Consider the following 25,309-nt stretch of genomic DNA (forward strand, 5'->3'; position numbering starts at 1 on the left):
GTGCTCGACCCGCTCGCCACAGTGACCGAGGCGTTCACCAGCTTCCTGTTCGGAAAGGTGGAGACGACCCGGCTGCCGGTGCGCACCTCCACCGGTCAGGCGCAGGCCGTCTACCTGCCCACCGCGGCCCCGGGCCTCGGCGACTCGGGCGTGATCATCGGGCGCGAGGTGTACTCCGGCAAGGGGTACATCTACGACCCCTTCCAGCTGTACGGACAGCAGCTCCCGGCCCCGCACTGGCTCGTCCTCGGCGAGTCCGGCAACGGCAAGTCGGCGCTGGAGAAGACATACGTCCTGCGCCAGCTGCGCTTCCGCGACCGGCAGGTCGTCGTCCTCGACGCCCAGGGCGAGGACGGCGTCGGCGAGTGGAACCTCATCGCGCAGCAGCTGGGGATAACCCCCATCCGTCTCGACCCGGCCGCGGCCCTGCACGGCGGCATCCGGCTCAACCCGCTCGACCCGGCGATCACCACGACCGGCCAGCTCGCCCTCCTCCGCACGATCATCGAGGTGGCCACCGGGCGCGGGCTCGACGAGCGCGCCGGCTTCGCCCTCAAGGTCGCCCACGCGTACGTGAACGACTCGATCCGCGGCCGGCAGCCGGTCCTGACGGACATCGTGGAACAGCTGCGGCACCCGGAGGCCGAGTCCGCGGAGACGATGAACGTCGACATAGACGACGTCCGGGCCTGGGGCCTCGACGTCGCGCTGGTCCTCGACCGGCTCGTGGACGGCGACCTGCGGGGCATGTTCGACGGGCCCACCACGGCGGGCATCGACCTCGACGCGCCCCTGATCGTCTTCGACCTCTCGCACATCGACCGCAACTCCATCGCCATGCCCATCCTGATGGCGATCGTCGGCGTCTGGCTGGAGCACACCTGGATCCGCCCCGACCGGAAGAAACGGATCTTCCTGGTCGAGGAGGCGTGGCACATCATCAACTCGCCGTTCGTCGCCCAGCTCTTCCAGCGGCTGCTGAAGTTCGGACGCCGGCTCGGCCTGTCGTTCGTGGCCGTCGTCCACCACCTCTCCGACGTCGTGGACGGCGCGGCGGCCCGGGAGGCGGCCGCGATCCTCAAGATGGCCTCGACCCGGACCATCTACGCCCAGAAGGCCGACGAGGCACGCGCCACCGGCCAGGTGCTGGGCCTGCCCCGCTGGGCCGTGGAGATCATCCCGACGCTGACGCCGGGCATCGCCGTCTGGGACGTCAACGGCAACGTCCAGGTCGTCAAGCACCTCATCACCGAGGCCGAGCGCCCGCTGGTCTACACCGACCGCGCCATGACCGAGGACGGCGACCCGGCCCGCGAGCTCGCCGCGGAGGCGGCCGCCGCCGAGCGGGCCTCGGCGGCGATCGAGGCCCAGCTGGCCGACGAGGCTTACGGTTCCTCCGAGTCGACGGTGGCCTGACGGTGGCCGGACCGGGTTCCCCGCGGGGCCAGCGCTCGGAAGGTGGCGTTCCGGACGGCCTGCTGGTCGGTGTGATCGCGTTATTGCTGGGTCTGACGCTGCTGGTGTGGGTGACGACCGGCCTGGCGGCGCTCTTCGCGCACGGCTCCTGGCCGGACGGCGTCAGCCTCCCCCACACCCCCATGGCCCTGCGGCACCTGCTGACGAGACCCGGCGACCTGCCCGCCGCCTGGCCCGACACCCCGGCCGGCGCCCTCTCGGGGTACGGGCTCTTCTGGGGCCTCCTCATCGGCGAACTGCTGGTGCTGATCGTGCTGGGGGTGTTCGTGATCGGCACGGTGGCGCGCTGGCGGGCGGTACGGGCCCGGCGCGGGGAGGAACGCCGGGCCGGGACCTCACGAACGGCTACGGCTACGGCCACGACTACGGCCGCAGAGTCCCGGGCGGCGGCGCCGGCGGGGACGGCGGGGACGGACCCGGCGATCCCGGCGGCCGGGGTGACCGGCGCGGAGGCCAGGACGGGCGGGGTCGTCGGGACGGAGTCCTGGGCGGCCGGATCCGGGGCGACGGGGTCGGGAATGGGGTCGGGGAACGGGACCGCTGCGGCAGGGACGGGCGCGGCCGGTACGAGAACGAGCCCGGTCGGCGCGGGAGCCGGTACGACCGGCGCGGGAGCCGGTACGACCGGCGTGGGAGCGGCTGCCGCCACGGCGGCCCTCAGCGCCGCCCCTGGCGCCTCCACCGCCCTGACCGCGCCTCCGGGCCCTCCCGGGCCCCCCACGCTGCCCGCGCGGCCCACGCAGCCCCCAGCGGCCTCTCAGCCCGTCGAGCGGGGACCGGCCCGCACGGCGGTCGGCGCCGCCGCGACACCCCCGGCGGACGGAAGCCCGGCCGCCTCCGCCGCCATCTCCCGGGTCCTCTACGGAGCCGACCGCCAGGGCGTCGCCGCCCGTCTCGTACGCGAAGCGGCCGGACCGGTTCTCGTCACCACCGCCGATCCGGCGCTGTGGGCGGAGACCAAGGACGCACGGGCGAAGCTCGGCCCCGTCCACGTCTTCGACCCGGGGCACCTCCTCGACACCCCCGACCGGCTCCGCTGGAGCCCCACCACCGGCTGCGGCACCCGCGAGACCGCCGCCGCGCGCGCCACCGCGCTCCTCGCCCCCGTGCGCCCCCTGAGCGCCCTGGACTCGGCCACCGCCGACACCGCGGAGGTCCTCCTCCGCTGCTGGCTGCACGCCGCCGCGGTGGGCGGCCGGCCGTTCCGCCATGTGCACCGCTGGGCGCAGGGGAACGCGGCCCATGAGCCCGTACGGATCCTCCGGACGCACCCGAAGGCGGCGGGCGGCGCGGCGGGCGAGCTGGAGTCCGCGCTGACGGGGCACCCGGAACGGAAGGACATGGCACAGGAGTTGACCTCCCGCGCGCTGAACTCGCTGTCTTCCCTTCATATTCGTGACGCCTGCAACCCAAATCGAGCCGATTCGCTCGCGTGGGAATCATTCATCGCCGAAGGGGGAACGCTCTACGTGGTGGGTGAGGCGATTGAGGATCCCCGGGCGCGCCCGGGTGCGATGCCTCTGCTGACCGCACTCACCGCGAGCGTGGTCGAGCACGGCCGGGGCATGGCCGCACGGTCATCTTCCGGTCGGCTCGACCCACCACTCACGCTCGTACTGGACGATGTCGCCGCCGTCGCCCCCCTCCCGGCCCTTCCGGAGCTCCTGACGACGGGCGCCGGACACGGCCTCCCCACGTACGCCCTGATGCGCTCCGAGGAACAGGCCCGCGCCCGCTGGCCCCACCGCACGCTCGTCGGCTGACCCGGCCGCCCCTCCGCCGCTATTCGCGGAATCCCGCCTCGATGATCCTGCCGACGACCGCGGTGGGGGTCTCGCTCTTCGCGTCCGTGGAGTTCACCGAGTACACGAGGGTGCGGGAGAGGTCCTCCGTGGCGCCGAAGCCGTTGAGGTAGCCGTAACGGCCGCCGGTCTTGCCGTAGACGACGGTCTTGCCGACCTCGACGCGGGTCAACCCGCTCGTATGGGTGGCCTTCTCGTCCTCGGCCGGGTCGCCGTCCGGGTTGTGGACGGGAACGTCGGGGACGGTGAACATCAGCTTCAGTTCGGGCTTCGGCACGACGCGGCCGCGGAAGAGCGCCGACGAGAACCGCTCCAGATCGGCCGTGGTGGTGACCAGATCCCCGGATGCCCAGGTGATGGACTGGTTCCACTCGGTCACGTCGACCAGCCGCGACGAGCCGTCCCCGGCCTTCACCGTCTGGTACCCGCGCGTGTGCCGCCCCCGGATCCTCGGGTCGTCGCCCGCGCTGTACGTGTTCTCGAGCCCCGCCGGTTCGATGACCCGGTCCCGCACCTCGCGCTCGTACGACCGGCCGGTCACCTCCTCGATGATCAGCCCCAGCACGTTGTAGCCGATGTTGGAGTAGTGCTGCCTGGTGCCCGGCGTGAACTCCATGGGCCGGCCGACGGCACGACGGACCAGCTCCCTGTGGTCCCAGGCCGTGAAGCGGTGGGCGTACTGCCAGTCGAAGTCCGCCGGAAGGCCGGCGCTCGGCAGGCCGCTGGTGTAGTTCAGCAACTGGCTGATCCGGATCTCCGGGTAGCCGGCGGGCAGCAGGCCGGGCAGATAGTGCTGCACGGTCCCGTCCAGCTTCAGCTTGCCCTCGTGCGCCAGTTGGAGGACGACAGCGGCGGTGAACGTCTTGGTGATGCTTCCGGCCCGGAAGCGCTCGTCCCCCTTCGGCGCCCGGTGCGTACGGATGTCCGCCTCGCCCGACGTCCCCGACCACCGGCCGCCCTTGCCGCCCAGCCGGACCTGCGCGGCGGTGGCCTCGGCCGACGGCAGCCCGGCCATCGCCTCCCGTATCGCCTCGGCGTTCGGCGGCACCCGCTCGGCGACGGCCGCGGACGGCCCGGGCTCGGTGGGCGACGAGGCCGCGGCGGACGAGAGCGTGGCGGCGACGCTCATGGCGGCGACCGTGATCGCGACGGCGGTGATTCCCTTACGGCGCATGGTGGTTCCCCGGGTGATCGGCAGACGGTGGACCGGACGGGTCCCATCCTCGGGAACGCCGCGCCCCCCGCGAATCGCCGACGCGAGCGGTCTCTCGCCCTCGTCCCCTCCCCCGTGCGAGGGAGGGGACGAGGGGGCCCGTCATGCGCCCCGGGTGATCAGCCCCGTCTCGTACGCGCAGATGACCGCCTGGATCCGGTCCCGCAGCCCCAGCTTCGACAGCACATTGCTCACGTGCGTCTTCACCGTGTGCTCGCTGACCACCAGCTCGGCCGCGATCTCGGCGTTCGACAGCCCCCGTCCCAGCAGGACGAGCGTCTCCCGCTCCCGCGCCGTCAGCACCCCCAGCTCCTCCGACGGGCCCGGGAGAGCCGGCGGCGCTCCCCGGCCCGTGACGTCGGCGACGAGCCGGCGGGCGACCGACGGGGCCAGGAGCGAGTCACCGGCGACGACCACCCGCACCGCGTGCACGAGGTCGCCCCGGCGCACGTCCTTCAGCAGGAACCCGCTCGCGCCGGCGTGCAACGCCTCGTACACATAGTCGTCCTGGTCGAAGGTGGTGAGCATGACGACCTTGCAGTCCGTCTCCGCGCAGACGGCCCGCGCCGCCTCGATACCGTCCACACCGGGCATCCGGATGTCGAGCAGCACCACGTCCGGGGCGTACCGGCGCACGGCCTCGATCGCCTGCGCGCCGTCCCCGGCCTCCGCGACCACCTCGATGTCCGGCTGAGCCTGCAGGATCATCGCGAAGCCGCTGCGCACCAGCTCCTGATCGTCCGCCACCACCACACGGATCGTCACCCACCCACCTCCGCACCGGAGGAGATCATGCGCGGCAGCCGTACGGCAACGCGGAACCCCCTCCCCCGCGGCCCGGGCCCGGACGCGGCCGTTCCGCCGTGCGCGGCGGCCCGCTCCCGGATGCCGATCAGACCCTGCCCACCGCCTTCGCGGCGACGCGGGACCACGAGGCCCGAACCGTCGTCGTCCACCGTCACCACGAGCCCTTCGGGCTCCCAGGCCAGCCGCACGGTCACGGACCGGGCGCCGGCGTGCTTGAGGACGTTCGTCAACGCCTCCTGCACCACGCGGTACACGGCCACCTGTACGTCCTGCGGGGCGTCCCACGGCTCTCCCGACACCGACAGGCCCACCTCGAGCCCCGTCCGCCGCACCTCGTCCACCAGCGCGCCGAGACCCGCCAGCGTCGGCTGCGGACCGCGCCCGGCACCCGGGTCGTCCTTCAGCACCCCCAGCATCCGGCGCAGCTGTGCCATCGCGTCCCGCCCCGCCCCGGAAATCGCGTCGAAGGCGGCCTCCGCACGAGCGGGATCGGACCGTACGACCAGAGGCCCGGCCTCCGCCTGAACGATCATCAGACTCACCGCGTGGGAAAGGATGTCGTGCATCTCCCGCGCGATCCGGGCCCGCTCCCGCCCGGCCGCACGCTCGGCCTCCAGCACCCGCGCCCGTTCCAGCTCGGCCGCCCGCGCCTCCACCGCCTCGGTGTACGCCTGCCGGGTCCGTGCCAGCACCCCGAGCGCGTACACCATGCCGAACAGGAACAGGGCGAAGAGGTGCTCGCGCGCCGTGTTCTCGCGCAAGGCCACTCCGAGCACGACCAGCGGCAGGCCGAGGACCACCGTGACACGCCGCTGCCGGCGTCCGGCCCCCGCCGCGACGGTGAAGATGGCGACGATCGAGCTGTAGGGCAGCGGCTGCCCGGGGCCGTCCGCGATCAGATACCCGAACCCCGCGGCCGTGACGGCCAGCAGCGTCCCGAGCGGTGCCCGGGTGCGCCACAGCAGCGGCAGCACCTGGAGCGAGGTCAGCCCGTACATGGGCCAGGTCGCGGGCGGCAGGTCCGCCGGGCGCGGCACGACGAAGGGGATCGTCACCGCCGCCTGGACGACGGCGGTGATCATCGCGTCCACGGCCCAGGGGCCGGCCTCCCGCAGTCGCCGTCCCAGGGCGTGCCTCAGCACGCCGGGCGGGCGATCGTCATCTCGTACTCCTCCGACGAGGGGTCGCCGGCCATGGGCACGACCACCCCGGTCCGTTCGAAGCCCAGCTTGCGGTAGAGCGCCTGGGCGCGACCGTTGCCCTCGTGCACGTACAACCGCGCGCGCTCCGCCCGGGGTTCGCTCAGCGACCACGACCAGTCGAGGGCGGCGCGGAAGAGCGCCTGGGTGATACCGGTGCCCCGGTGCTCGGGGCGTACGAAGACACCGGCGACGTGCGTCTGCGGCACGGCGGCACTGCCACCGAAAGTGCCTTCCTCACCAGGAAGTTCGAGGAAGACCGTCAGCGTCCCCGCCCATTCACCGTCCTGGTCCTCGGCGACGAACGCGCAGACGGTGCGCCCCTCGGCGGCCGTTTCCGTGCGTCCCTTCCAGTACGCGTCGGGCTGGACGACGGCATTGGCATAGGTGTCGAGAAAAGCGATCGGGGCGACGGGGTCGGCGAGGGCGGTCAACCGGAGTTCCTTGACCTTCGCCCATTCGTCGGCTCGTACGGTTCTGATGAGGTGATCCATTCGCCGATGTTCGCCCGTACGAACGACCCGGTCAACGAACTTCAATCCGCATCAGCAGGCGCGTTGACGCGAAGGAAGGCCGGTCCTAGGGTCCGAACGGAACTCGGGGGTTGCACAAGATGAGCGATCGTCCAGGGATTTCACCGCTCTTTCCGGAACGGCCCACCGTCGTCGTGGCCATGGGGGCGGACGAGGCCGAGGCCGCGCTGCCCGGTGACCTCCGCGCCGAACTTGAAACCCTGGCGACCCTGACGCCCGGCGTGCTGACCGGCGACCTCACCGCACCGGAGGCACGCGAGGCGCTCGCGCACGCCGGCATCCTCCTCACGGGCTGGGGATGTCCGCGGCTGACGGAGGACGTGCTGCGCGGCGCCCCGAGGCTGCGGGCCGTGGTGCACGCGGCGGGCTCGGTGAAGGGGTTGGTGTCGGGGGCGGTCTGGGAGCGCGGCATCCTCGTCTCGTCGGCGGCGGACGCCAACGCGGGCCCGGTCGCCGACTACGCCCTCGCCGTCATCGCCCTGGCGGCGAAGGGGGCCCTGGCGACGGCGGCGGCGTACGGGAAAGGGTGGCCGGCCTTCCGGGGCCGGCAGGGGGCCGACGGGCGGACGGTCGGCGTCATCGGCGCGTCCCGCATCGGCCGCCGGGTCCTGGCCGGGCTGCGCGCCTCCGACGCGGGGTACCGGATCCTGCTCCACGACCCGTACGTGACCGGGGTGGACGCGGAACGCCTGGGGGCGGAACCGGTGGACCTGGTCTCCCTGTGCCGGAGATCGGAGATCGTCACGGTGCACGCGCCCGAGACGCCCGAGACGCGCCGTCTGCTCGACGCGGGGCGCCTCGCGCTGCTCCCCGACGGGGCCACGGTCGTCAATACGGCGCGGGGGGCTCTCGTCGACACGGACGCCCTCACGCGTGAATGCGCCTCGGGACGGCTGAGCGCGATCCTCGACGTCACGGACCCGGAACCGCTGCCGGCGGGACATCCACTGCTGCGCATGTCTCAGGTGCTGGTCACACCGCATATCGCGGGCGCGCAGGGGAGCGAGGTCCGGCGACTGGGGGCGTATGCGGTGGGGGAGGTCGGGCGGTTGGTACGGGGGGAAGGGCTGTGGGGTCTGGTGCGGAGGGGAATGCTGGATCGCAGTGCGTAAGGGGTGGGGGGGTTCTTTTCCCCTACCCGCCCCTTCCCGAATGTCCTCAAACGCCGGACGGGCTGAAAAGAGGACCCGGGGGCGAAGTCCCCTGAACGCAAAAATGCCTCAGGCCCCGAGTGAAAACTCGGGGCCTGAGGCTAAAAATTGTTCGGCGGCGTCCTACTCTCCCACACGGTCCCCCATGCAGTACCATCGGCGCTGAAAGGCTTAGCTTCCGGGTTCGGAATGTAACCGGGCGTTTCCCTAACGCTATGACCACCGAAACTCTATGAAATTAACGAAACCGGATACAACACGGTCGTTACTTCAGAACCTACACAGTGGACGCGAGCAACTGAGGACAAGCCCTCGGCCTATTAGTACCAGTCAGCTCCAACCGTTACCGGTCTTCCACACCTGGCCTATCAACCCAGTCGTCTACTGGGAGCCTTACCCTCTCAAAGGAGGAGGGAGTCCTCATCTCGAAGCAGGCTTCCCGCTTAGATGCTTTCAGCGGTTATCCTTTCCGAACGTAGCCAACCAGCCATGCCCTTGGCAGGACAACTGGCACACCAGAGGTTCGTCCGTCCCGGTCCTCTCGTACTAGGGACAGCCCTTCTCAAGACTCCTACGCGCACAGCGGATAGGGACCGAACTGTCTCACGACGTTCTAAACCCAGCTCGCGTACCGCTTTAATGGGCGAACAGCCCAACCCTTGGGACCGACTCCAGCCCCAGGATGCGACGAGCCGACATCGAGGTGCCAAACCATCCCGTCGATATGGACTCTTGGGGAAGATCAGCCTGTTATCCCCGGGGTACCTTTTATCCGTTGAGCGACGGCGCTTCCACAAGCCACCGCCGGATCACTAGTCCCGACTTTCGTCCCTGCTCGACCCGTCGGTCTCACAGTCAAGCTCCCTTGTGCACTTACACTCAACACCTGATTGCCAACCAGGCTGAGGGAACCTTTGGGCGCCTCCGTTACTCTTTAGGAGGCAACCGCCCCAGTTAAACTACCCACCAGACACTGTCCCTGATCCGGATCACGGACCCAGGTTAGACATCCAGCACGACCAGAGTGGTATTTCAACGACGACTCCACACACACTGGCGTGCATGCTTCACAGTCTCCCACCTATCCTACACAAGCCGAACCGAACACCAATATCAAGCTATAGTAAAGGTCCCGGGGTCTTTCCGTCCTGCTGCGCGAAACGAGCATCTTTACTCGTAGTGCAATTTCACCGGGCCTATGGTTGAGACAGTCGAGAAGTCGTTACGCCATTCGTGCAGGTCGGAACTTACCCGACAAGGAATTTCGCTACCTTAGGATGGTTATAGTTACCACCGCCGTTTACTGGCGCTTAAGTTCTCAGCTTCGCCCCACCGAAATGGAGCTAACCGGTCCCCTTAACGTTCCAGCACCGGGCAGGCGTCAGTCCGTATACATCGCCTTACGGCTTCGCACGGACCTGTGTTTTTAGTAAACAGTCGCTTCTCGCTGGTCTCTGCGGCCACACCCAGCTCAGAGTGCAAGACTCATCACCAGACATGGCCCCCCTTCTCCCGAAGTTACGGGGGCATTTTGCCGAGTTCCTTAACCATAGTTCACCCGAACGCCTCGGTATTCTCTACCTGACCACCTGAGTCGGTTTAGGGTACGGGCCGCCATGAAACTCGCTAGAGGCTTTTCTCGACAGCATAGGATCATCCACTTCACCACAATCGGCTCGGCATCAGGTCTCAGCCTTAACGTGTGACGGATTTGCCTACCACACGGCCTACACCCTTACCCCGGGACAACCACCGCCCGGGCTGGACTACCTTCCTGCGTCACCCCATCGCTTACCTACTACAAGTCTGGTTCGTCGGCTCCACCACTCCCCTTCACCCGAAGGATCCAGGACGGCTTCACGGACTTAGCATCGCCTGATTCGATATTGGGCGTTTCAAAGCGGGTACCGGAATATCAACCGGTTGTCCATCGACTACGCCTGTCGGCCTCGCCTTAGGTCCCGACTTACCCTGGGCAGATCAGCTTGACCCAGGAACCCTTAGTCAATCGGCGCACACGTTTCCCACGTGTGTATCGCTACTCATGCCTGCATTCTCACTCGTGAACCGTCCACAACTCGCTTCCGCGGCTGCTTCACCCGGCACACGACGCTCCCCTACCCATCCCAGCGGGCGTTAACCCTCATGCTGAAATGACACGACTTCGGCGGTACGCTTGAGCCCCGCTACATTGTCGGCGCGGAATCACTTGACCAGTGAGCTATTACGCACTCTTTCAAGGGTGGCTGCTTCTAAGCCAACCTCCTGGTTGTCTCTGCGACTCCACATCCTTTCCCACTTAGCGTACGCTTAGGGGCCTTAGTCGATGCTCTGGGCTGTTTCCCTCTCGACCATGGAGCTTATCCCCCACAGTCTCACTGCCGCGCTCTCACTTACCGGCATTCGGAGTTTGGCTAAGGTCAGTAACCCGGTAGGGCCCATCGCCTATCCAGTGCTCTACCTCCGGCAAGAAACACACGACGCTGCACCTAAATGCATTTCGGGGAGAACCAGCTATCACGGAGTTTGATTGGCCTTTCACCCCTAACCACAGGTCATCCCCCAGGTTTTCAACCCTGGTGGGTTCGGTCCTCCACGAAGTCTTACCTCCGCTTCAACCTGCCCATGGCTAGATCACTCCGCTTCGGGTCTTGGGCGCGCTACTCAACCGCCCTATTCGGACTCGCTTTCGCTACGGCTTCCCCACACGGGTTAACCTCGCAACACACCGCAAACTCGCAGGCTCATTCTTCAAAAGGCACGCAGTCACGACGCACCAAGCAAGCTTGATGCGCGACGCTCCCACGGCTTGTAGGCACACGGTTTCAGGTACTATTTCACTCCGCTCCCGCGGTACTTTTCACCATTCCCTCACGGTACTATCCGCTATCGGTCACCAGGGAATATTTAGGCTTAACGGGTGGTCCCGCCAGATTCACACGGGATTTCTCGGGCCCCGTGCTACTTGGGTGTCTCTTAAACGAGCCGTTGATGTTTCAGCTACGGGGGTCTTACCCTCTACGCCGGACCTTTCGCATGTCCTTCGCCTACACCAACGGTTTCTGACTCGTCCTGTCGCCGGCAGACGACAGCAAAGAGATCCCACAACCCCGCATGCGCAACCCCTGCCGGGTATCACACACATACGGTTTGGCCTCATCCGGTTTCGCTCGCCACTACTCCCGGAATCACGGTTGTTTTCTCTTCCTGCGGGTACTGAGATGTTTCACTTCCCCGCGTTCCCTCCACACTGCCTATGTGTTCAGCAGCGGGTGACAGCCCATGACGACTGCCGGGTTTCCCCATTCGGACACCCCCGGATCAAAGCTTGGTTGACAGCTCCCCGGGGCCTATCGTGGCCTCCCACGTCCTTCATCGGTTCCTGGTGCCAAGGCATCCACCGTGCGCCCTTAAAAACTTGGCCACAGATGCTCGCGTCCACTGTGCAGTTCTCAAGCAACGACCAGCCACCCGTCACACCCTGCCAGAAGCAGACCTATACCGGGGCCGGCGCTAGAAGGTCAGACCGAAGTCCATACCCTCAGACACCCAACAGCGTGCCCGGCCCAGTCATTCAGGACCCACGTTCCACGCCGAAGCAGTACTAGTGATCCCTCACAACTGTGCCGAATAGTCAACGTTCCACCCATGAGCAACCGTGCGAGTCATTCGCTCGCAGTCGGCCATATGCTCCTTAGAAAGGAGGTGATCCAGCCGCACCTTCCGGTACGGCTACCTTGTTACGACTTCGTCCCAATCGCCAGTCCCACCTTCGACGGCTCCCTCCACAAGGGTTGGGCCACCGGCTTCGGGTGTTACCGACTTTCGTGACGTGACGGGCGGTGTGTACAAGGCCCGGGAACGTATTCACCGCAGCAATGCTGATCTGCGATTACTAGCAACTCCAACTTCATGGGGTCGAGTTGCAGACCCCAATCCGAACTGAGACCGGCTTTTTGAGATTCGCTCCACCTCACGGTATCGCAGCTCATTGTACCGGCCATTGTAGCACGTGTGCAGCCCAAGACATAAGGGGCATGATGACTTGACGTCGTCCCCACCTTCCTCCGAGTTGACCCCGGCAGTCTCCTGTGAGTCCCCATCACCCCGAAGGGCATGCTGGCAACACAGAACAAGGGTTGCGCTCGTTGCGGGACTTAACCCAACATCTCACGACACGAGCTGACGACAGCCATGCACCACCTGTATACCGACCACAAGGGGGCGACCATCTCTGGCCGTTTCCGGTATATGTCAAGCCTTGGTAAGGTTCTTCGCGTTGCGTCGAATTAAGCCACATGCTCCGCTGCTTGTGCGGGCCCCCGTCAATTCCTTTGAGTTTTAGCCTTGCGGCCGTACTCCCCAGGCGGGGAACTTAATGCGTTAGCTGCGGCACCGACGACGTGGAATGTCGCCAACACCTAGTTCCCAACGTTTACGGCGTGGACTACCAGGGTATCTAATCCTGTTCGCTCCCCACGCTTTCGCTCCTCAGCGTCAGTAATGGCCCAGAGATCCGCCTTCGCCACCGGTGTTCCTCCTGATATCTGCGCATTTCACCGCTACACCAGGAATTCCGATCTCCCCTACCACACTCTAGCCTGCCCGTATCGAATGCAGACCCGGGGTTAAGCCCCGGGCTTTCACATCCGACGCAACAAGCCGCCTACGAGCTCTTTACGCCCAATAATTCCGGACAACGCTTGCGCCCTACGTATTACCGCGGCTGCTGGCACGTAGTTAGCCGGCGCTTCTTCTGCAGGTACCGTCACTCTCGCTTCTTCCCTGCTGAAAGAGGTTTACAACCCGAAGGCCGTCATCCCTCACGCGGCGTCGCTGCATCAGGCTTTCGCCCATTGTGCAATATTCCCCACTGCTGCCTCCCGTAGGAGTCTGGGCCGTGTCTCAGTCCCAGTGTGGCCGGTCGCCCTCTCAGGCCGGCTACCCGTCGTCGCCTTGGTAGGCCATCACCCCACCAACAAGCTGATAGGCCGCGGGCTCATCCTGCACCGCCGGAGCTTTTAACCCACCGAGATGCCTCGGCAGGTATTATCCGGTATTAGACCCCGTTTCCAGGGCTTGTCCCAGAGTGCAGGGCAGATTGCCCACGTGTTACTCACCCGTTCGCCACTAATCCACCCCGAAAGGCTTCATCGTTCGACTTGCATGTGTTAAGCACGCCGCCAGCGTTCGTCCTGAGCCAGGATCAAACTCTCCGTGAATGTTTACCCGTAATCGGGTGCACACACACGAGAGCGGCACAACCGGTCGGAATAGGACCAGTCGTGCACAGCGTCCTCGCTGTGTTGTTGCCTGCCAGCCCCGAAAGGCTCACAGGACTTTTCAAAGGAACCGCGTCCCGGCCAGAAGGCCGGAGACGGGGTATTTTATAGTCTGGCGTTGACTTTTGGCACGCTGTTGAGTTCTCAAGGAACGGACGCTTCCTTTGTACTCACCCTCTCGGGCTTTCCTCCGGGCGCTTCCCTTCGTTGTTTCCAACCTTACCAGATCCGTTTCCGGCCCTGGCCCCCTGCTGGAGCGGGGTCCCACCGTCTCGCTTTCGCTTTCCGGCGGTTCCGACTCTATCAGATCCTTTTCCGTACCGTTTCCGGCCCGAATTCGTTTCCGATTCCCCGTCGGCGGGGATTTGTTTCGCGCCTTTCGGCGTGATCACTACTTTACCGGATTTCCCTCGCGACTCCTAATCGGAGTCCGTTCCGAATTCCGGACACGCCGAAATCCATCCCGTTCAAGGGCCGTGCAGTAGAGAGTGCCGCCAGTGAGGCGTGAAGTGCCGCCTCACCGTCCTCGCGGACGCCGTGGCAACTCGGAGAACTCTACACGACCCCCAGGGGTGCTCCGCCCCGGGTGGGCCCGGCTCCTGAGCCTGTCTCTTGGGCCTGTCTCTTGGGCCTAGCCCTTGCGCTTCTTCTTCCGGGCCGCCGGGTTTCCCGTACGAGTGGTCCGGCGACGCTCGTAGCGTGCGGTGGCCTCCTCGTACTCCTCGCGGCGCAGCTTCTCCCCAGGAGCCTCGGAGAGGATGCGGAGGGCGTACGCGAGCAGGGACCCGATGAAGCCGATCATCATCATGCTCTGCGTCGACCGCTCGGCCGCGGCGTCCGCCGGGCCGGCCGTGCGGCTGCCGAACCGCTCCCACGTGCGGCGGAACGCCAGCGCGCTGCACACGGCGAAGGCCACGACCACCAGCATGTTGACGAGGTTGCCGACCTCCGCGACCGCCAGGCCCTCGTAACCGAAGCGCAGGACGAACGCTCCCGCCGCCGCGGCGACCAGTGCGCCGAGCCCCGCGCCGACCCGGCGCAGCGCGTATCCGCCGTCGTGGTTCACCCAGGTCGTGCCGAAGAACCTGATCGGTTCCGGCTGCGGCCCGGCTGCCTCGTGCTCATCGCTCATACGTCGATTATCGTCACCGGCCCCGGACCGACCGGGCCGTATCCGCAGCCGCGGACGCCGCCGCAGCCACAGGCGCCGCCGTACAAGAACAGCGGATCAGGAGCAGCGGATGGCCACGAAGCCGTCGCTGCCGGTCTTCACATACGCGTCCGACACGTACTGCCCGGGCGCGATGCTGTCCCAGACGTCGGTGGTGCCGTACGGGCCGGAGATCGTCTCGCCGCGGGTCTGGCAGCGGATCGCCACCCGGGAGTTCTCGCCGAGCACCTTGACGATCTGGCTGCCGGTGTTCGGGCCGCGCCGGACGTTGACCTGGACGCCGGGGGCGACCGGGTAATAGATGGTGCCGGCGGACTGTACGGAGAGCGCGGCGGGCTGCTGCGCCTCGGCCGTCCCGGCGGACTCGCTGGACTCGTTCATCTCGTTGTTCTCGCCGACGGCCATCAGGCCCTCCCCCGCGCTTGGTCAATGTCATGTGCAGGCTAGCAAGGCACGGCATGCCTCCCCGGTTTCGACAGGCCCATCGATTAGGCTCCGGAAGCCGCCGCACGCGGCCGAAAACACACGGGGGTGGGGGAATGCCGCCGCTGCGCAGGACCGGGGCGGACCCGGAAGCGGAGGATCCGGGGCAGGCCGGCCAGTACCGGCTGGAGGGGCGGCTCGGCTCCGGCGGCATGGGCGTGGTGCACCTGGCCCGTTCCGCTTCCGGACTCCCCCTCGCGGTCAAGGTCGTACACGCCGAATACGCGGTGGACCCCGAGTTCAGGGCGCGTTTCCGGCAGGAGGTGGCGGCCGCCCGACTGGTCAGCGGGGCGTTCACCGCTCCTGTCGTGGACGCGGATCCGGACGGCGAGCGGCCCTGGATGGCGACGCTCTACATTCCCGGCCCCACCCTCTCCGAGCGAGTGAAGCGGAACGGTCCTCTCAGCGCGGACGAGGTGCGGCGGCTGGCGGCCGGGCTGGCCGAGGCCCTGCGGGACATCCACCGGGCCGGCGTGGTGCACCGGGACCTCAAGCCGAGCAATGTGCTGCTCGCCGAGGACGGCCCGAAGGTCATCGACTTCGGCATCTCCCGCCCTTACGACAGCGAGCTGCGCACCGAGACCGGGAAGCTGATCGGCACTCCGCCGTTCATGGCCCCCGAGCAGTTCCAGCGCCCGCGCGAGGTGGGTCCCGCGGCGGACGTGTTCGCGCTGGCGTCGCTGCTGGTGCACGCGGCGACGGGGCGCGGACCGTTCGAGTCGGAGAGCCCGTACATCGTGGCGTACCAGGTGGTGCACAACGAGCCGGATCTGACCGGGGTGCCCGAGGACCTCGTACCGCTGATCCGTGCCTGTCTGGCGAAGGACCCCGCGGAGCGGCCCACGCCGGACGCGATCATGGCGCGGCTGCCGTACGCCGCCCACGGCGTCGCCGGGGGTGCCGATACGTTCCCCCACGCCTCTCTTCTCTCTCCCCCTTCCCTCTCCCCTTCCTCTTCCTCTCCCGCGCCGCGTGACTCCGACCCCACTCACGTACGCGCCGCCTCCTCCCCCGTCCCGGCAGCCCCCGGGTCCGGCGGGCCCGCTCCGGCCGCCGGCCGGGCCCGGCGCCGTCGCGCGCCCTGGATCGTCGCGGCGGCCGTGGCCCTCTCCGCCCTGGGTGCCGGCGGGTACTGGCTGCTGCGCGGGGGCGACGACCCGCACGCGCCGCTGCGGACGCGTCCCACCGCGGCGGGCTCGGACTGGAGGCCGTGGGAGACCTCCGTCCCCGGGGACGGAGCGGGCGACGGCAGGGTGCGGGCCGGGTTCTGCGCGTACGGGGAGGCCGCGCTGTACTGCTCGGCGCCCGGGGTCCAGGCGGCCCGTATCGACACGGCGGGCGGCAAGGTCGCCTGGCGGCGGCCGGCCGAGGACGGGAAGCCCGGTCAGGGCGCCGCTCCGGCCGACGCCGAGCGGGCCGGCGGGCTCGCGCCGCCCGCCCCCGTCGTGTCGGGCGGCCTCGTGCACGTCACGACACCGGACGGCAGCCGGCTCACGGCGCTCGACCCGGCGACGGGCGAGCCGCGCTGGACACGGAACGTGTCGGTCTACGGCGGGCGGGTCTACCACGCGGGCGACACCGTGCTGCTGGTCTCCGCGGACGGCACCGTGACCGCCGTAGACGGCGCCACCGACCGGCAGCTCTGGAGCCATCGCCTGCCGGGCCATGCCAAGCCCGTCTTCTCCTCCTACGGCGGCGGGACCGCCTACGCCGTCTCCCCCGCGGGCGGCGGCGGGCACCGGACGCAGGTCCTCGCCCTCGACGCGCGGCGCGGTACGACGCTGTGGCAGCGGACGGTGGACGGTGATCTGACCGCCGTCGGCGCGGGCCCGCGCGACGCGCTGTATCTGACGGCCGCCGACTCCGACAACCGCGTCTCGGCCGTCGTCCGGTACGACCCGGCGGACCGGAGCGAGCGGCGGGTTCCGCTGGGCACGCCGCTGAACGCCACGAGCGCCGTCGCGTACGGGGACTCGGTCTATCTGCTGTCCACGGACGGCGGGCTCACGGCGGTGGGGACCGCGAAGGGCGCGAAGAGCCCCGGGCAGCTGTGGCGGCTGGACACGGCGGTGGCGAACGGTTCGGCGCTCGTCGCCACCGACCGGCGGCTGTACTTCTCCGCCGCCGACGGCCGGCTGCTGGCCGTGGACACGGGCCGCGGGGCGCTGCTCGGTCAGACGGCGCCCCGCCTGACCAAGGCCGGGCGTGGCTATCTCGATCTGCTGCCGGCGCCGGTCGCGGCGGACGGGAAGGTGTTCGGGGCGGCGCCGGACGGGACCGTGTTCGCGGTGAGCGACCACGATCCGGGCGCGTGGCGCTGACTCCAGCGCGGGTCCGGGGCCGGGCGCGGGCGCGGGTCCAAGCCCGGGTCCGAGCCCAGGCCCAGGCCCAGGTCCGAGTACGGGTCCGGGTCCAGGCCCGGGTCCCCGCTCCGGCCCCTCGGGCCTGTCAGCCGTCCAGGCGGCTGACGTCGCGCACCGCGCCCTTGTCCGCGCTGGTCGCCATCGCCGCGTAGGCCCGCAGCGCCGCCGAGACCTTGCGGTCGCGGTCGCGCGGCGCGTACGTACCGCCGAGCGCCTCGCGGCGGGCCGCCAGCTCCTCGTCGGGGACCAGGAGCTCGATGGAGCGGGCCGGGATGTCGATACGGATCCGGTCGCCGTCGTGGACCAGCGCGATCGTGCCGCCCGAGGCCGCCTCGGGCGAGGCGTGGCCGATGGAGAGGCCCGAGGTGCCGCCGGAGAACCGGCCGTCGGTGACCAGGGCGCAGGACTTGCCGAGGCCGCGGCCCTTCAGGAAGGACGTCGGGTAGAGCATCTCCTGCATGCCGGGGCCGCCCTTGGGGCCCTCGTAGCGGATGACGACGACATCGCCCTCCTTGATCTCCTTGCGGAGGATCTTGTCGACGGCCTCCTCCTGCGACTCGCAGACGACGGCCGGGCCCTCGAAGGTCCAGATCGACTCGTCGACGCCGGCCGTCTTCACGACGCAGCCGTCGACCGCCAGATTGCCCTTGAGGACGGCGAGGCCGCCGTCCTTGGAGTAGGCGTGGGCGGCGTCGCGGATGCAGCCGCCGGCGGCGTCCGTGTCCAGGGAGTCCCAGCGCTCGGACTGCGAGAAGGCGGTGGCGGAGCGGACGCAGCCGGGCGCCGCGTGCCACAGCTCGACGGCCTCGGCCGACGGCGAGCCGCCGCGCACGTCCCAGGTGCCCAGCCAGTCCTTGATGCCCCGCGAGTGGACGGTGTGCACATCCTCGTCGAGCAGCCCGGCGCGGTAGAGCTCGCCGAGGATCGCGGGGATGCCGCCGGCCCGGTGCACGTCCTCCATGTAGTACGTGCCGCCGGGGGCGACGTTGGGGGCGACCTTGGCCAGGCAGGGCACACGGCGCGAGACCGCGTCGATGTCCTTGAGGTCGTAGTCGAGCCCGGCCTCCTGGGCGGCGGCGAGGAGGTGGAGGATCGTGTTGGTCGAGCCGCCCATGGCGATGTCGAGGGCCATGGCGTTGTCGAAGGCGGCGCGGGTGGCGATGTTGCGCGGCAGGACCGACGCGTCGTCCTGCTCGTAGTAGCGCTTGGTGATCTCGACGACCGTGCGGGCCGCGTTCTCGTACAGCGCCTTGCGGGCGGTGTGGGTGGCGAGGACGGAGCCGTTGCCCGGGAGGGAGAGGCCGATGGCCTCGGTCAGGCAGTTCATGGAGTTGGCCGTGAACATGCCGGAGCAGGAGCCGCAGGTCGGGCAGGCGTTCTCCTCGATGCGGAGGACGTCCTCGTCCGAGACGTTCTCGTCGACCGCGTCCACGATGGCGTTGATCAGGTCGAGCTTGCGGACGGTGCCGTCGACGAGGGTGGCCTGGCCGGCCTCCATCGGGCCGCCGGAGACGAAGACGACGGGGATGTTGAGGCGCAGGGCGGCCATCAGCATGCCCGGGGTGATCTTGTCGCAGTTGGAGATGCAGATCAGGGCGTCCGCGCAGTGGGCCTCGACCATGTACTCGACGGAGTCGGCGATCAGGTCGCGGGAGGGCAGGCTGTAGAGCATGCCGGCGTGGCCCATGGCGATGCCGTCGTCGACCGCGATGGTGTTGAACTCGCGGGGCACCGCGCCCGCCGCCAGGATCGCTTCGGAGACGATCCGGCCGACCGGGGCGAGGTGGGTGTGGCCGGGGACGAACTCGGTGAAGGAGTTGGCGACCGCGATGATCGGCTTGCCGATGTCGCCGCTCGCTACGCCCGAGGCGCGCATCAGGGCGCGGGCGCCCGCCATGTTGCGGCCGTGGGTGACGGTGCGGGACCTCAGCTCGGGCATCCTGCTCGACTCCTCGAAGTGTGTCGGCGCCGTGTATGGCGTCTTTCGAGCCTACGCCCGTGACTCAGGGGGCGGACGGAATTTCCGCGATGTGAGACGTGGGGGTGCGGGCGGTGCCGCTGCGCGGGGCTTTGTCCCCGCCCCGCCCCGCCGCTTCCCGAACCGGGGCGCCGGACGGGCTGAATTGTCGCCCCGAAGCCGACATCGGACGGGCGGAAAATGCAGACCGTCCGGCGCTTGAGGACACCGCGCGGAGCGCGGAAAGGGGGCCCGGGGGCGCGGCCCCCGGTTACGGGAAGGGGCGGGTAGGGGAAGGATCCGCCCCCGCCAGATGCCGCTGCACCGCCGGCGCCACTATCCCCACCACCCGCTCCAGATCCGCCGACGCCAGCGGCTCCACCTTGATCACGTGCCGCAGCATCGCGACGCCGACCAGATGCGCCGCCGCCAGCTCGGCCCGCAGCCGCGGATCCGGCAGTTCGAGCTCGTCGGCGATGCGGGCCACCAGCTGGGCGGTGACGAGTTCGCGGAAGACCGTCGCGGCGGTGTCGTTGGCGACGGCGGAGCGGACGATCGCGAGGAGGGGTTCGCGGGTGGCCGGGTTCTCCCAGATGCCGAGCGTGAAGCGGGTGAGCCGCTCGCCCAGGGTGTCGTGTTCGCCCTTACGGAGGATGTCGGCCGCTTCGAGCGCGGGCGCGAAGTCCGTCTCGACGGCGGCGGCGAAGATCTTCTCCTTGGGGCCGTAGTAGTGGTGGACGAGCGCCGGGTCGACGTCCGCGCCCCTGGCGATGGCGCGGATGGACGCCTTGTCGTAGCCGCGCTCGGCGAATTCCGCGCGGGCCGCCGTAAGGATGCGCTCACGGGCGCCGGGGCCGCCGGTGTCCTTACGGACGGGACGGCCGCGCTTCTTCGGGGCGCCGGCGGCGGGGGCGGTCATGCGCGCGGCACACCGGTCGGGGAAGCGAGGTGCAGACGGGTGAAGGCCAGGGCCTCGGCCAGATCGGCCTCGCGCTCCGCGGTGGACATCGCGCGGCGGGTGTTGACCTCGATGACCACATGACCGTCGAAGCCGCTGACCGCGAGGCGCTCCAGCAGCTCGGCGCACGGCTGCCGGCCCCGGCCGGGCACGAGGTGCTCGTCCTTGGCGGAGCCGTTGCCGTCGGCGAGGTGGATGTGGGCGAGCCGGTCGCCCATCCGGTCGATCATCTGGAGGGCGTCCGTGCGGGCGGTCGCCGTGTGCGAGAGGTCGACGGTGAAGTGGCGGTAGTCGTCCTTGGTGACGTCCCAGTCGGGGGCGTAGGCGAGCATCTCGCGGTCGCGGTAGCGCCAGGGGTACATGTTCTCGACGGCGAAGCGGACGTCGGTCTCGTCGGCCATCCGCCACAGGCCGCGGACGAACTCCCGCGCGTACCCCCGCTGCCAGCGGAAGGGCGGGTGGACGACGACGGTGCTCGCGCCGAGCTTCTCGGCGGCCGCGCGGGCGCGCTGGAGCTTGACCCAGGGGTCCGTGGACCAGACCCGCTGGGTGATCAGCAGGCAGGGCGCGTGCACGGCCAGGATCGGCACCTGGTGGTAGTCGGACAGCCGGCGGAGCGCCTCGATGTCCTGGCTGACGGGGTCGGTCCACACCATGACCTCGACGCCGTCGTAGCCCAGGCGCGCGGCGATCTCGAAGGCCGCCGCCGTCGACTCCGGGTAGACCGAGGCGGTGGACAGCGCGACCTTCGCATCCGGGATGCGCACCACTGGCTCTGTCACGAGGGACAGCGTACGACCGCCTTCCGCGCCGCGTGGCGGGTGCCTCCCATGTGGCGGAACCGCCACGGGTCGTCCTTACGGACGCCCGGGACGGTTCACGGCGTGGCCGGGGACGACCGTAAGGCGGCTCGGCCGGTTCACCGGGCGGCCACGGGGGCGGGGCCCGGGCCGTACGCCGCTAGCCGACGGGCAGGTGGTCGAGCCTGCGCAGGATGACGCCCTCGCGCAGCGCCCAGGGGCAGATGTCCAGCTCGTCGACGCCGAAGAGATCCATCGCCGCCTCGGCGACGAGCGCCCCGGCCAGCAGCTGGGGGGCGCGGCCCGCCGACACTCCGGGCAGCGCGCCGCGCCGCTGGGCGGTCATCCCGGCGAGCCTGGGCACCCACTCCTCCAGGGCCTCGCGGGTGAGCGAGCGCGAGGCGTAGACCCCTTCGACGGAGCGGGGGGCGCCCGCGATCCGGGCCAGCTGTTTGAAGGTCTTGGAGGTGGCCACGGTCCGGTCGGGCGCGCCGAGCCGGGCGAAGTCGCCGACGATCCGGGCGATCTGCGCCCGTACGTGCCGGCGCAGGGCCCGTACGTCGGTGGGGTCGGGCGGGTCGCCGGGGAGCCAGGCGGAGGTGAGCCGGCCGGCGCCCAGGGGCAGCGAGGCGGCCGTGTCGGGTTCCTCGTCGAGGCCGTAGGCGATCTCCAGGGAGCCGCCGCCGATGTCCAGGACGAGGAGCTTCCCCGCCGACCAGCCGAACCACCGGCGGGCGGCCAGGAACGTCAGCCGTGCCTCCTCCTCGCCGCTCAGGACGGTGAGGGTGACCCCGGTCTCCTTCTCGACGCGGGCCAGGACGGTGTCGGCGTTGGCGGCCTCGCGGACGGCGGAGGTGGCGAAGGGGAGGACATCCTCGCAGCCCTTGTCCTCGGCGGCCTGAAGCGCACCCTGGACCACGTCGACGAGGCGGTCTATGCCCGCGTCGCTGATCGCGCCGCCCTCGTCGAGGAGCTCCGCGAGGCGCAGCTCGGCCTTGTGGGAGTAGGCGGGCAGCGGGCAGGCCCCGGGATGCGCGTCCACCACCAGCAGGTGGACCGTGTTCGAACCCACGTCAAGGACACCGAGTCTCATGGCCTGAACGCTACTGCGGCGCCCGGGGGCGCATAGTCTTGAGGGGTGGCAAAGACGAAGAAGGCGAAGCCGGGCAAAAAGCGCGAGAAGGCCGTCGAGATCTCCCGTGACCGGGTCGCCGGGGACCAGGCGCGGGTCTCGGACGAGGTCGGGCTCGACTTCGCGCGCGCCTGGGTCGAGTTTCCCGACCCCGCCGACGACGAGCAGGTCTTCCGCTGCGACCTGACCTGGCTCACCTCCCGCTGGAGCTGCATCTTCGGCAGCGGCTGCCAGGGCATCCAGGCGGGCCGCGCCGACGACGGCTGCTGCACGCTGGGCGCGCACTTCTCGGACGAGGACGACGAGCGGCGCGTCGCCGGGTACGTGGCGCGCCTCACCCCCGAGATGTGGCAGTTCCACGAGGTGGGGACGGACAGCGGCTGGACCCAGCTCGACGAGGACGGCGAGCGGCAGACGCGCCGCTGGCAGGGCTCGTGCATCTTCCAGAACCGGCCGGGCTTCGCGGGCGGCGCGGGCTGCTCGCTGCACATCCTGGCGCTCAAGGAGGGCCGGGAGCCGCTGGAGACGAAGCCGGACGTCTGCTGGCAGCTGCCCGTGCGCCGCACGTACGACTGGATCGACCGGCCGGACGACACCCGGATCCTCCAGGTCTCGATCGGTGAGTACGACCGCCGTGGGTGGGGTCCGGGCGGGCACGACCTGCACTGGTGGTGCACGTCGGCGACGTCCGCGCACGGCGCGGGCGACCCGGTGTACGTCACGTACCGGCCGGAGCTGACCGAGCTGATGGGCAAGAAGGCGTACGCCCGCCTGGTCGAGCTCTGCGAGGAGCGGATGGCTTCGCTGCTGCCGATGGCGCCGCACCCGGCCGACGCGCGCTGACGCGGTCCGGCCTCCGGCGGACGCGCGGCGGCCTCCCGGGGGCGGGCGCGGGCGGGCGCTGAACCCGTCCCCCGTCCCCCGTCCCCCGTCCGCACGGGAACGTCCCGTGTCCGGCCGGGACCTGCCGCGACCGCCCCTGCCAGGGCTACGGGTCTACCGCCGCTGCCCCGTCCCGGACTCCCACTGCCCTGTCCCGGACTCCCGCGCGGGACCGCCTCCCGGCCCCGGCCACCGGCACCGCGCCCCTTGACCGCCGACCGCACTCCCGTCACGACGCCGGGGTCGGCCCCGGTGGCTGTGGTGTCGGGTCCGGCGGGGGCGGTGACGGGCGTGGTGGGCTCGGGGAGGGCTCCGGGGCCCTGCCCTGACCCTCGATCGTGACCACCCCGCCGCCCGGCGCCACGGCCACGCGGGCGCTCCAGCGGCCGACGGGCTCGCTCGCGTGGTCGACGGTGACGACGACCGTAAGGGACTGCCCGGGGCGCAGCACGCCTCCGGTGCGGCTCAGGCGCAGCCAGGGCGCGTCGGTCGTCATCGACCAGACGACGGGCTCGCCGCCGCTCGCCCTGAGGGTGATCAGTGTGGTGGTGCCGCTCGGCTGCGCCTCGATCGTGAGCCTGCCGGGGCCCGGCGCGGGCGCGGGCGGCGGACCGCCGGGCGCCGGGGCCGCGCTCGCCCCGGCCGAGGGCGTGGCGCTGCCGGAGGGCGGGGCGGGCACGGGTCTGCCGTCCGGTCCGACCACGGTGACGGAGACGTCGGCCGCCCGGGGCGCGGTCAGCGCCCGCGAATCGAACGTCTTCCGGGCCGGGCCCCGCCCGTCGAACGGATACTGCGCCGTGCCACCGGTCTCCTCGGCGGAGACCGCGGCGGGTTCCTGGCTCTCGCCGGTCTCCGGCGCACCCCGGTAGGCGGCCCACAGGGCCAGTACGGGCGCGGCGACGACGGTGGCGACGACGGTGGTCGTGAGGGCCCGGCTGCGCAGCCGCCCACGCCGGGCCACCCGGTCCTTGGGGTCCTGGGGGAAGCCCCGGCGGTCGAAGCGCGGGGTGGGCGGGGCGGCGGAGCCGCGCTGCCGGTAAGCGGCCAGGGCGTCCAGCATGGCGGCGTGCACGGCGGCGACGGGCGCCTCGGCGACGGGCAGGGCGGCGGACGACGCGGGTGTTCCGGGCCAGGGTTCGCCGGCGGTGGCGCGCTCGGCGGTGCGCCGGCAGTCGGCGCAGTCGTCGACATGGCGCACGAGCTCGCGGCGGAGGGCGGCGCCCAGCAGGATCTGGGCGTCGCCGGAGAAGCGGGAGACGACCGGGCAGTGGCCCGACTCCACGACGGCCAGCGCCGTCCGGGTCCGCTCGACCTCGCAGGCCGCGCTGGAGAGCAGGGCGCGGGCGGCGTCCGGCTCCAGTCTGAGGACGGCCGCGACCTCCTGGGGGGAGAGGCCGTGGCGCACGGCCAGTTCGAGGGCCTCGCGCTGCTCGGCGGTGGTCCCGGCGGCCTCGGGCCAGGCGAGCAGGGCGAGCTCCTCGCGCCGGGCCCGGGGGACGCCGGTGTCGGCGGGGGCGGCGGCTCCGGCGCCCTGGGCCATGAGGCGGCGCAGGCAGGCCCAGCGGGCGAGGGCGTAGAGCCAGGAGCGGCGGAGGTCGGCGCCCGCGGGGGAACGGTCGGCGCGCCGCTCGGCGAGGGCGAGGACCTCGCCGAGCGCGGCGATGGCCGCGTCGTGCTCGCACAGCACCGAGAGGCAGTAGGTGAACAGGCCGTCGACATGGGATTCGTACGGGACAGGCGGCCGCTGGACGAGCGTTTCCTGGTCCGTGCGGACGGCGCGCGGCGCACCGCGCTGGGCACGGTGCGCGCCGGTGGCGTGCGTAGGGTGCTCGGGCCTCCTGGTCATCATCCCGGCGACGGTAGGCGGGTGAGGGGTGCCCGCTCGCGCCGCAGACACAGGATTAACCCGTTCGGGTGGTCTTCTCGCTCAAAGGGGGACAGGAGGAGGTCATTCCGCATGCGCCTGGGCCCGGCGTGGAAGCGGCGGCGACTCGTACGCGCGCACGAGTCGCCTGGTCCGGGGGCCGCGGGGGCAGGCGGGGCCTGCCGGGGGCCTGCGAGGGTCGGCAGGCGGGGGGCCGCCGGGCTTTGAGGGATCCG

General features: G+C 70.1%; 16 protein-coding genes and 3 rRNA genes. 5 read left to right on the top strand and 14 right to left on the bottom strand.

What is annotated here, in order from left to right:
* Both AF335_RS10730 and AF335_RS10735 read left to right on the top strand, forming a co-directional pair.
* Positions 1–1,416, top strand: coding sequence for an ATP-binding protein (locus AF335_RS10730; protein ID WP_184743071.1), 1,416 nt, complete (start codon positions 1–3; stop codon positions 1,414–1,416).
* A 2-nt stretch (positions 1,417–1,418) separates the two neighbouring features.
* Complete coding sequence (locus AF335_RS10735; protein WP_411158120.1) at positions 1,419–3,239, top strand: hypothetical protein; 1,821 nt, start codon at positions 1,419–1,421, stop codon at positions 3,237–3,239.
* 19 nt (positions 3,240–3,258) lie between these two features.
* Here AF335_RS10735 and AF335_RS10740 read toward each other — a convergent pair whose 3' ends face one another.
* The 4 genes from AF335_RS10740 to AF335_RS10755 form a co-directional block, all read right to left on the bottom strand.
* The gene (locus AF335_RS10740) at positions 3,259–4,452 is read right to left on the bottom strand and encodes a serine hydrolase domain-containing protein (protein WP_102918121.1); all 1,194 of its coding nucleotides are present in this window, start codon (positions 4,450–4,452) and stop codon (positions 3,259–3,261) included.
* 141 nt (positions 4,453–4,593) lie between these two features.
* Positions 4,594–5,256 carry a response regulator gene (locus tag AF335_RS10745; RefSeq protein ID WP_102918122.1) on the bottom strand — a complete coding sequence of 221 codons (663 nt, stop codon included), beginning with the start codon at positions 5,254–5,256 and terminating at the stop codon, positions 4,594–4,596.
* Positions 5,253–6,440: a sensor histidine kinase gene (locus AF335_RS10750; RefSeq protein WP_311775561.1), complete on the bottom strand. Its 1,188-nt coding sequence runs from the start codon at positions 6,438–6,440 to the stop codon at positions 5,253–5,255. Before AF335_RS10750 ends, AF335_RS10745 begins: the two co-directional genes overlap by 4 nt.
* Positions 6,434–6,991, bottom strand: coding sequence for a GNAT family N-acetyltransferase (locus AF335_RS10755; protein ID WP_102918123.1), 558 nt, complete (start codon positions 6,989–6,991; stop codon positions 6,434–6,436). Before AF335_RS10755 ends, AF335_RS10750 begins: the two co-directional genes overlap by 7 nt.
* A 119-nt stretch (positions 6,992–7,110) precedes the next feature.
* On the opposite strand from AF335_RS10755, the gene AF335_RS10760 reads away from it, so the two are divergent.
* Positions 7,111–8,142, top strand: a complete 1,032-nt coding sequence (locus AF335_RS10760; protein WP_228773635.1) for a hydroxyacid dehydrogenase — start codon at positions 7,111–7,113, stop codon at positions 8,140–8,142.
* Positions 8,143–8,291: 149 nt separating this feature from the next.
* Here the strand turns inward: AF335_RS10760 and rrf are convergent.
* The 5 genes from rrf to AF335_RS10790 form a co-directional block, all read right to left on the bottom strand.
* Positions 8,292–8,408: ribosomal RNA gene (gene rrf / locus AF335_RS10765) — 5S ribosomal RNA — on the bottom strand.
* Between the two features lie 73 nt (positions 8,409–8,481).
* A 23S ribosomal RNA gene (locus AF335_RS10770) occupies positions 8,482–11,605 on the bottom strand.
* A 274-nt stretch (positions 11,606–11,879) separates the two neighbouring features.
* Positions 11,880–13,403: ribosomal RNA gene (locus AF335_RS10775) — 16S ribosomal RNA — on the bottom strand.
* Together the 16S, 23S and 5S rRNA genes form the textbook arrangement of a ribosomal RNA operon.
* A 691-nt stretch (positions 13,404–14,094) precedes the next feature.
* Positions 14,095–14,595, bottom strand: a complete 501-nt coding sequence (locus AF335_RS10785) for a hypothetical protein (RefSeq protein ID WP_102918126.1) — start codon at positions 14,593–14,595, stop codon at positions 14,095–14,097.
* A gap of 96 nt (positions 14,596–14,691) precedes the next feature.
* Positions 14,692–15,039, bottom strand: a complete 348-nt coding sequence (locus AF335_RS10790; protein ID WP_228773321.1) for an SH3 domain-containing protein — start codon at positions 15,037–15,039, stop codon at positions 14,692–14,694.
* 134 nt (positions 15,040–15,173) lie between these two features.
* Between AF335_RS10790 and AF335_RS10795 the strand changes: the two genes are divergently transcribed.
* Complete coding sequence (locus tag AF335_RS10795) at positions 15,174–17,438, top strand: serine/threonine-protein kinase (RefSeq protein WP_102918127.1); 2,265 nt, start codon at positions 15,174–15,176, stop codon at positions 17,436–17,438.
* A gap of 127 nt (positions 17,439–17,565) precedes the next feature.
* Here AF335_RS10795 and ilvD read toward each other — a convergent pair whose 3' ends face one another.
* From ilvD to AF335_RS10815, 4 genes are all read right to left on the bottom strand, one after another.
* Positions 17,566–19,419, bottom strand: coding sequence for a dihydroxy-acid dehydratase (gene ilvD, locus AF335_RS10800; protein WP_102918128.1), 1,854 nt, complete (start codon positions 19,417–19,419; stop codon positions 17,566–17,568).
* A 289-nt stretch (positions 19,420–19,708) separates the two neighbouring features.
* Positions 19,709–20,356 carry a TetR/AcrR family transcriptional regulator gene (locus tag AF335_RS10805; protein WP_102918129.1) on the bottom strand — a complete coding sequence of 216 codons (648 nt, stop codon included), beginning with the start codon at positions 20,354–20,356 and terminating at the stop codon, positions 19,709–19,711.
* The gene (locus AF335_RS10810; protein ID WP_102918130.1) at positions 20,353–21,177 is read right to left on the bottom strand and encodes a sugar phosphate isomerase/epimerase family protein; all 825 of its coding nucleotides are present in this window, start codon (positions 21,175–21,177) and stop codon (positions 20,353–20,355) included. Before AF335_RS10810 ends, AF335_RS10805 begins: the two co-directional genes overlap by 4 nt.
* Before the next feature lie 178 nt (positions 21,178–21,355).
* On the bottom strand, positions 21,356–22,288 hold the full coding sequence (locus AF335_RS10815) for a Ppx/GppA family phosphatase (RefSeq protein ID WP_102918131.1): 933 nt from the start codon (positions 22,286–22,288) through the stop codon (positions 21,356–21,358).
* A 45-nt stretch (positions 22,289–22,333) separates the two neighbouring features.
* Here AF335_RS10815 and AF335_RS10820 point away from each other — a divergent pair, with 45 nt between their 5' ends.
* A complete protein-coding gene (locus AF335_RS10820; RefSeq protein WP_102918132.1) occupies positions 22,334–23,170 on the top strand; it encodes a DUF3109 family protein in 837 nt (278 codons plus the stop codon).
* A gap of 268 nt (positions 23,171–23,438) precedes the next feature.
* On the opposite strand, the gene AF335_RS10825 is transcribed toward AF335_RS10820, so the two are convergent.
* The gene (locus AF335_RS10825; RefSeq protein WP_102918133.1) at positions 23,439–25,058 is read right to left on the bottom strand and encodes a BACON domain-containing protein; all 1,620 of its coding nucleotides are present in this window, start codon (positions 25,056–25,058) and stop codon (positions 23,439–23,441) included.
* Positions 25,059–25,309 lie beyond the last annotated feature (251 nt).

The sequence above is a fragment of the Streptomyces eurocidicus genome (assembly GCF_002891295.1).
In the GTDB taxonomy this organism is placed as follows: domain Bacteria; phylum Actinomycetota; class Actinomycetes; order Streptomycetales; family Streptomycetaceae; genus Streptomyces; species Streptomyces eurocidicus.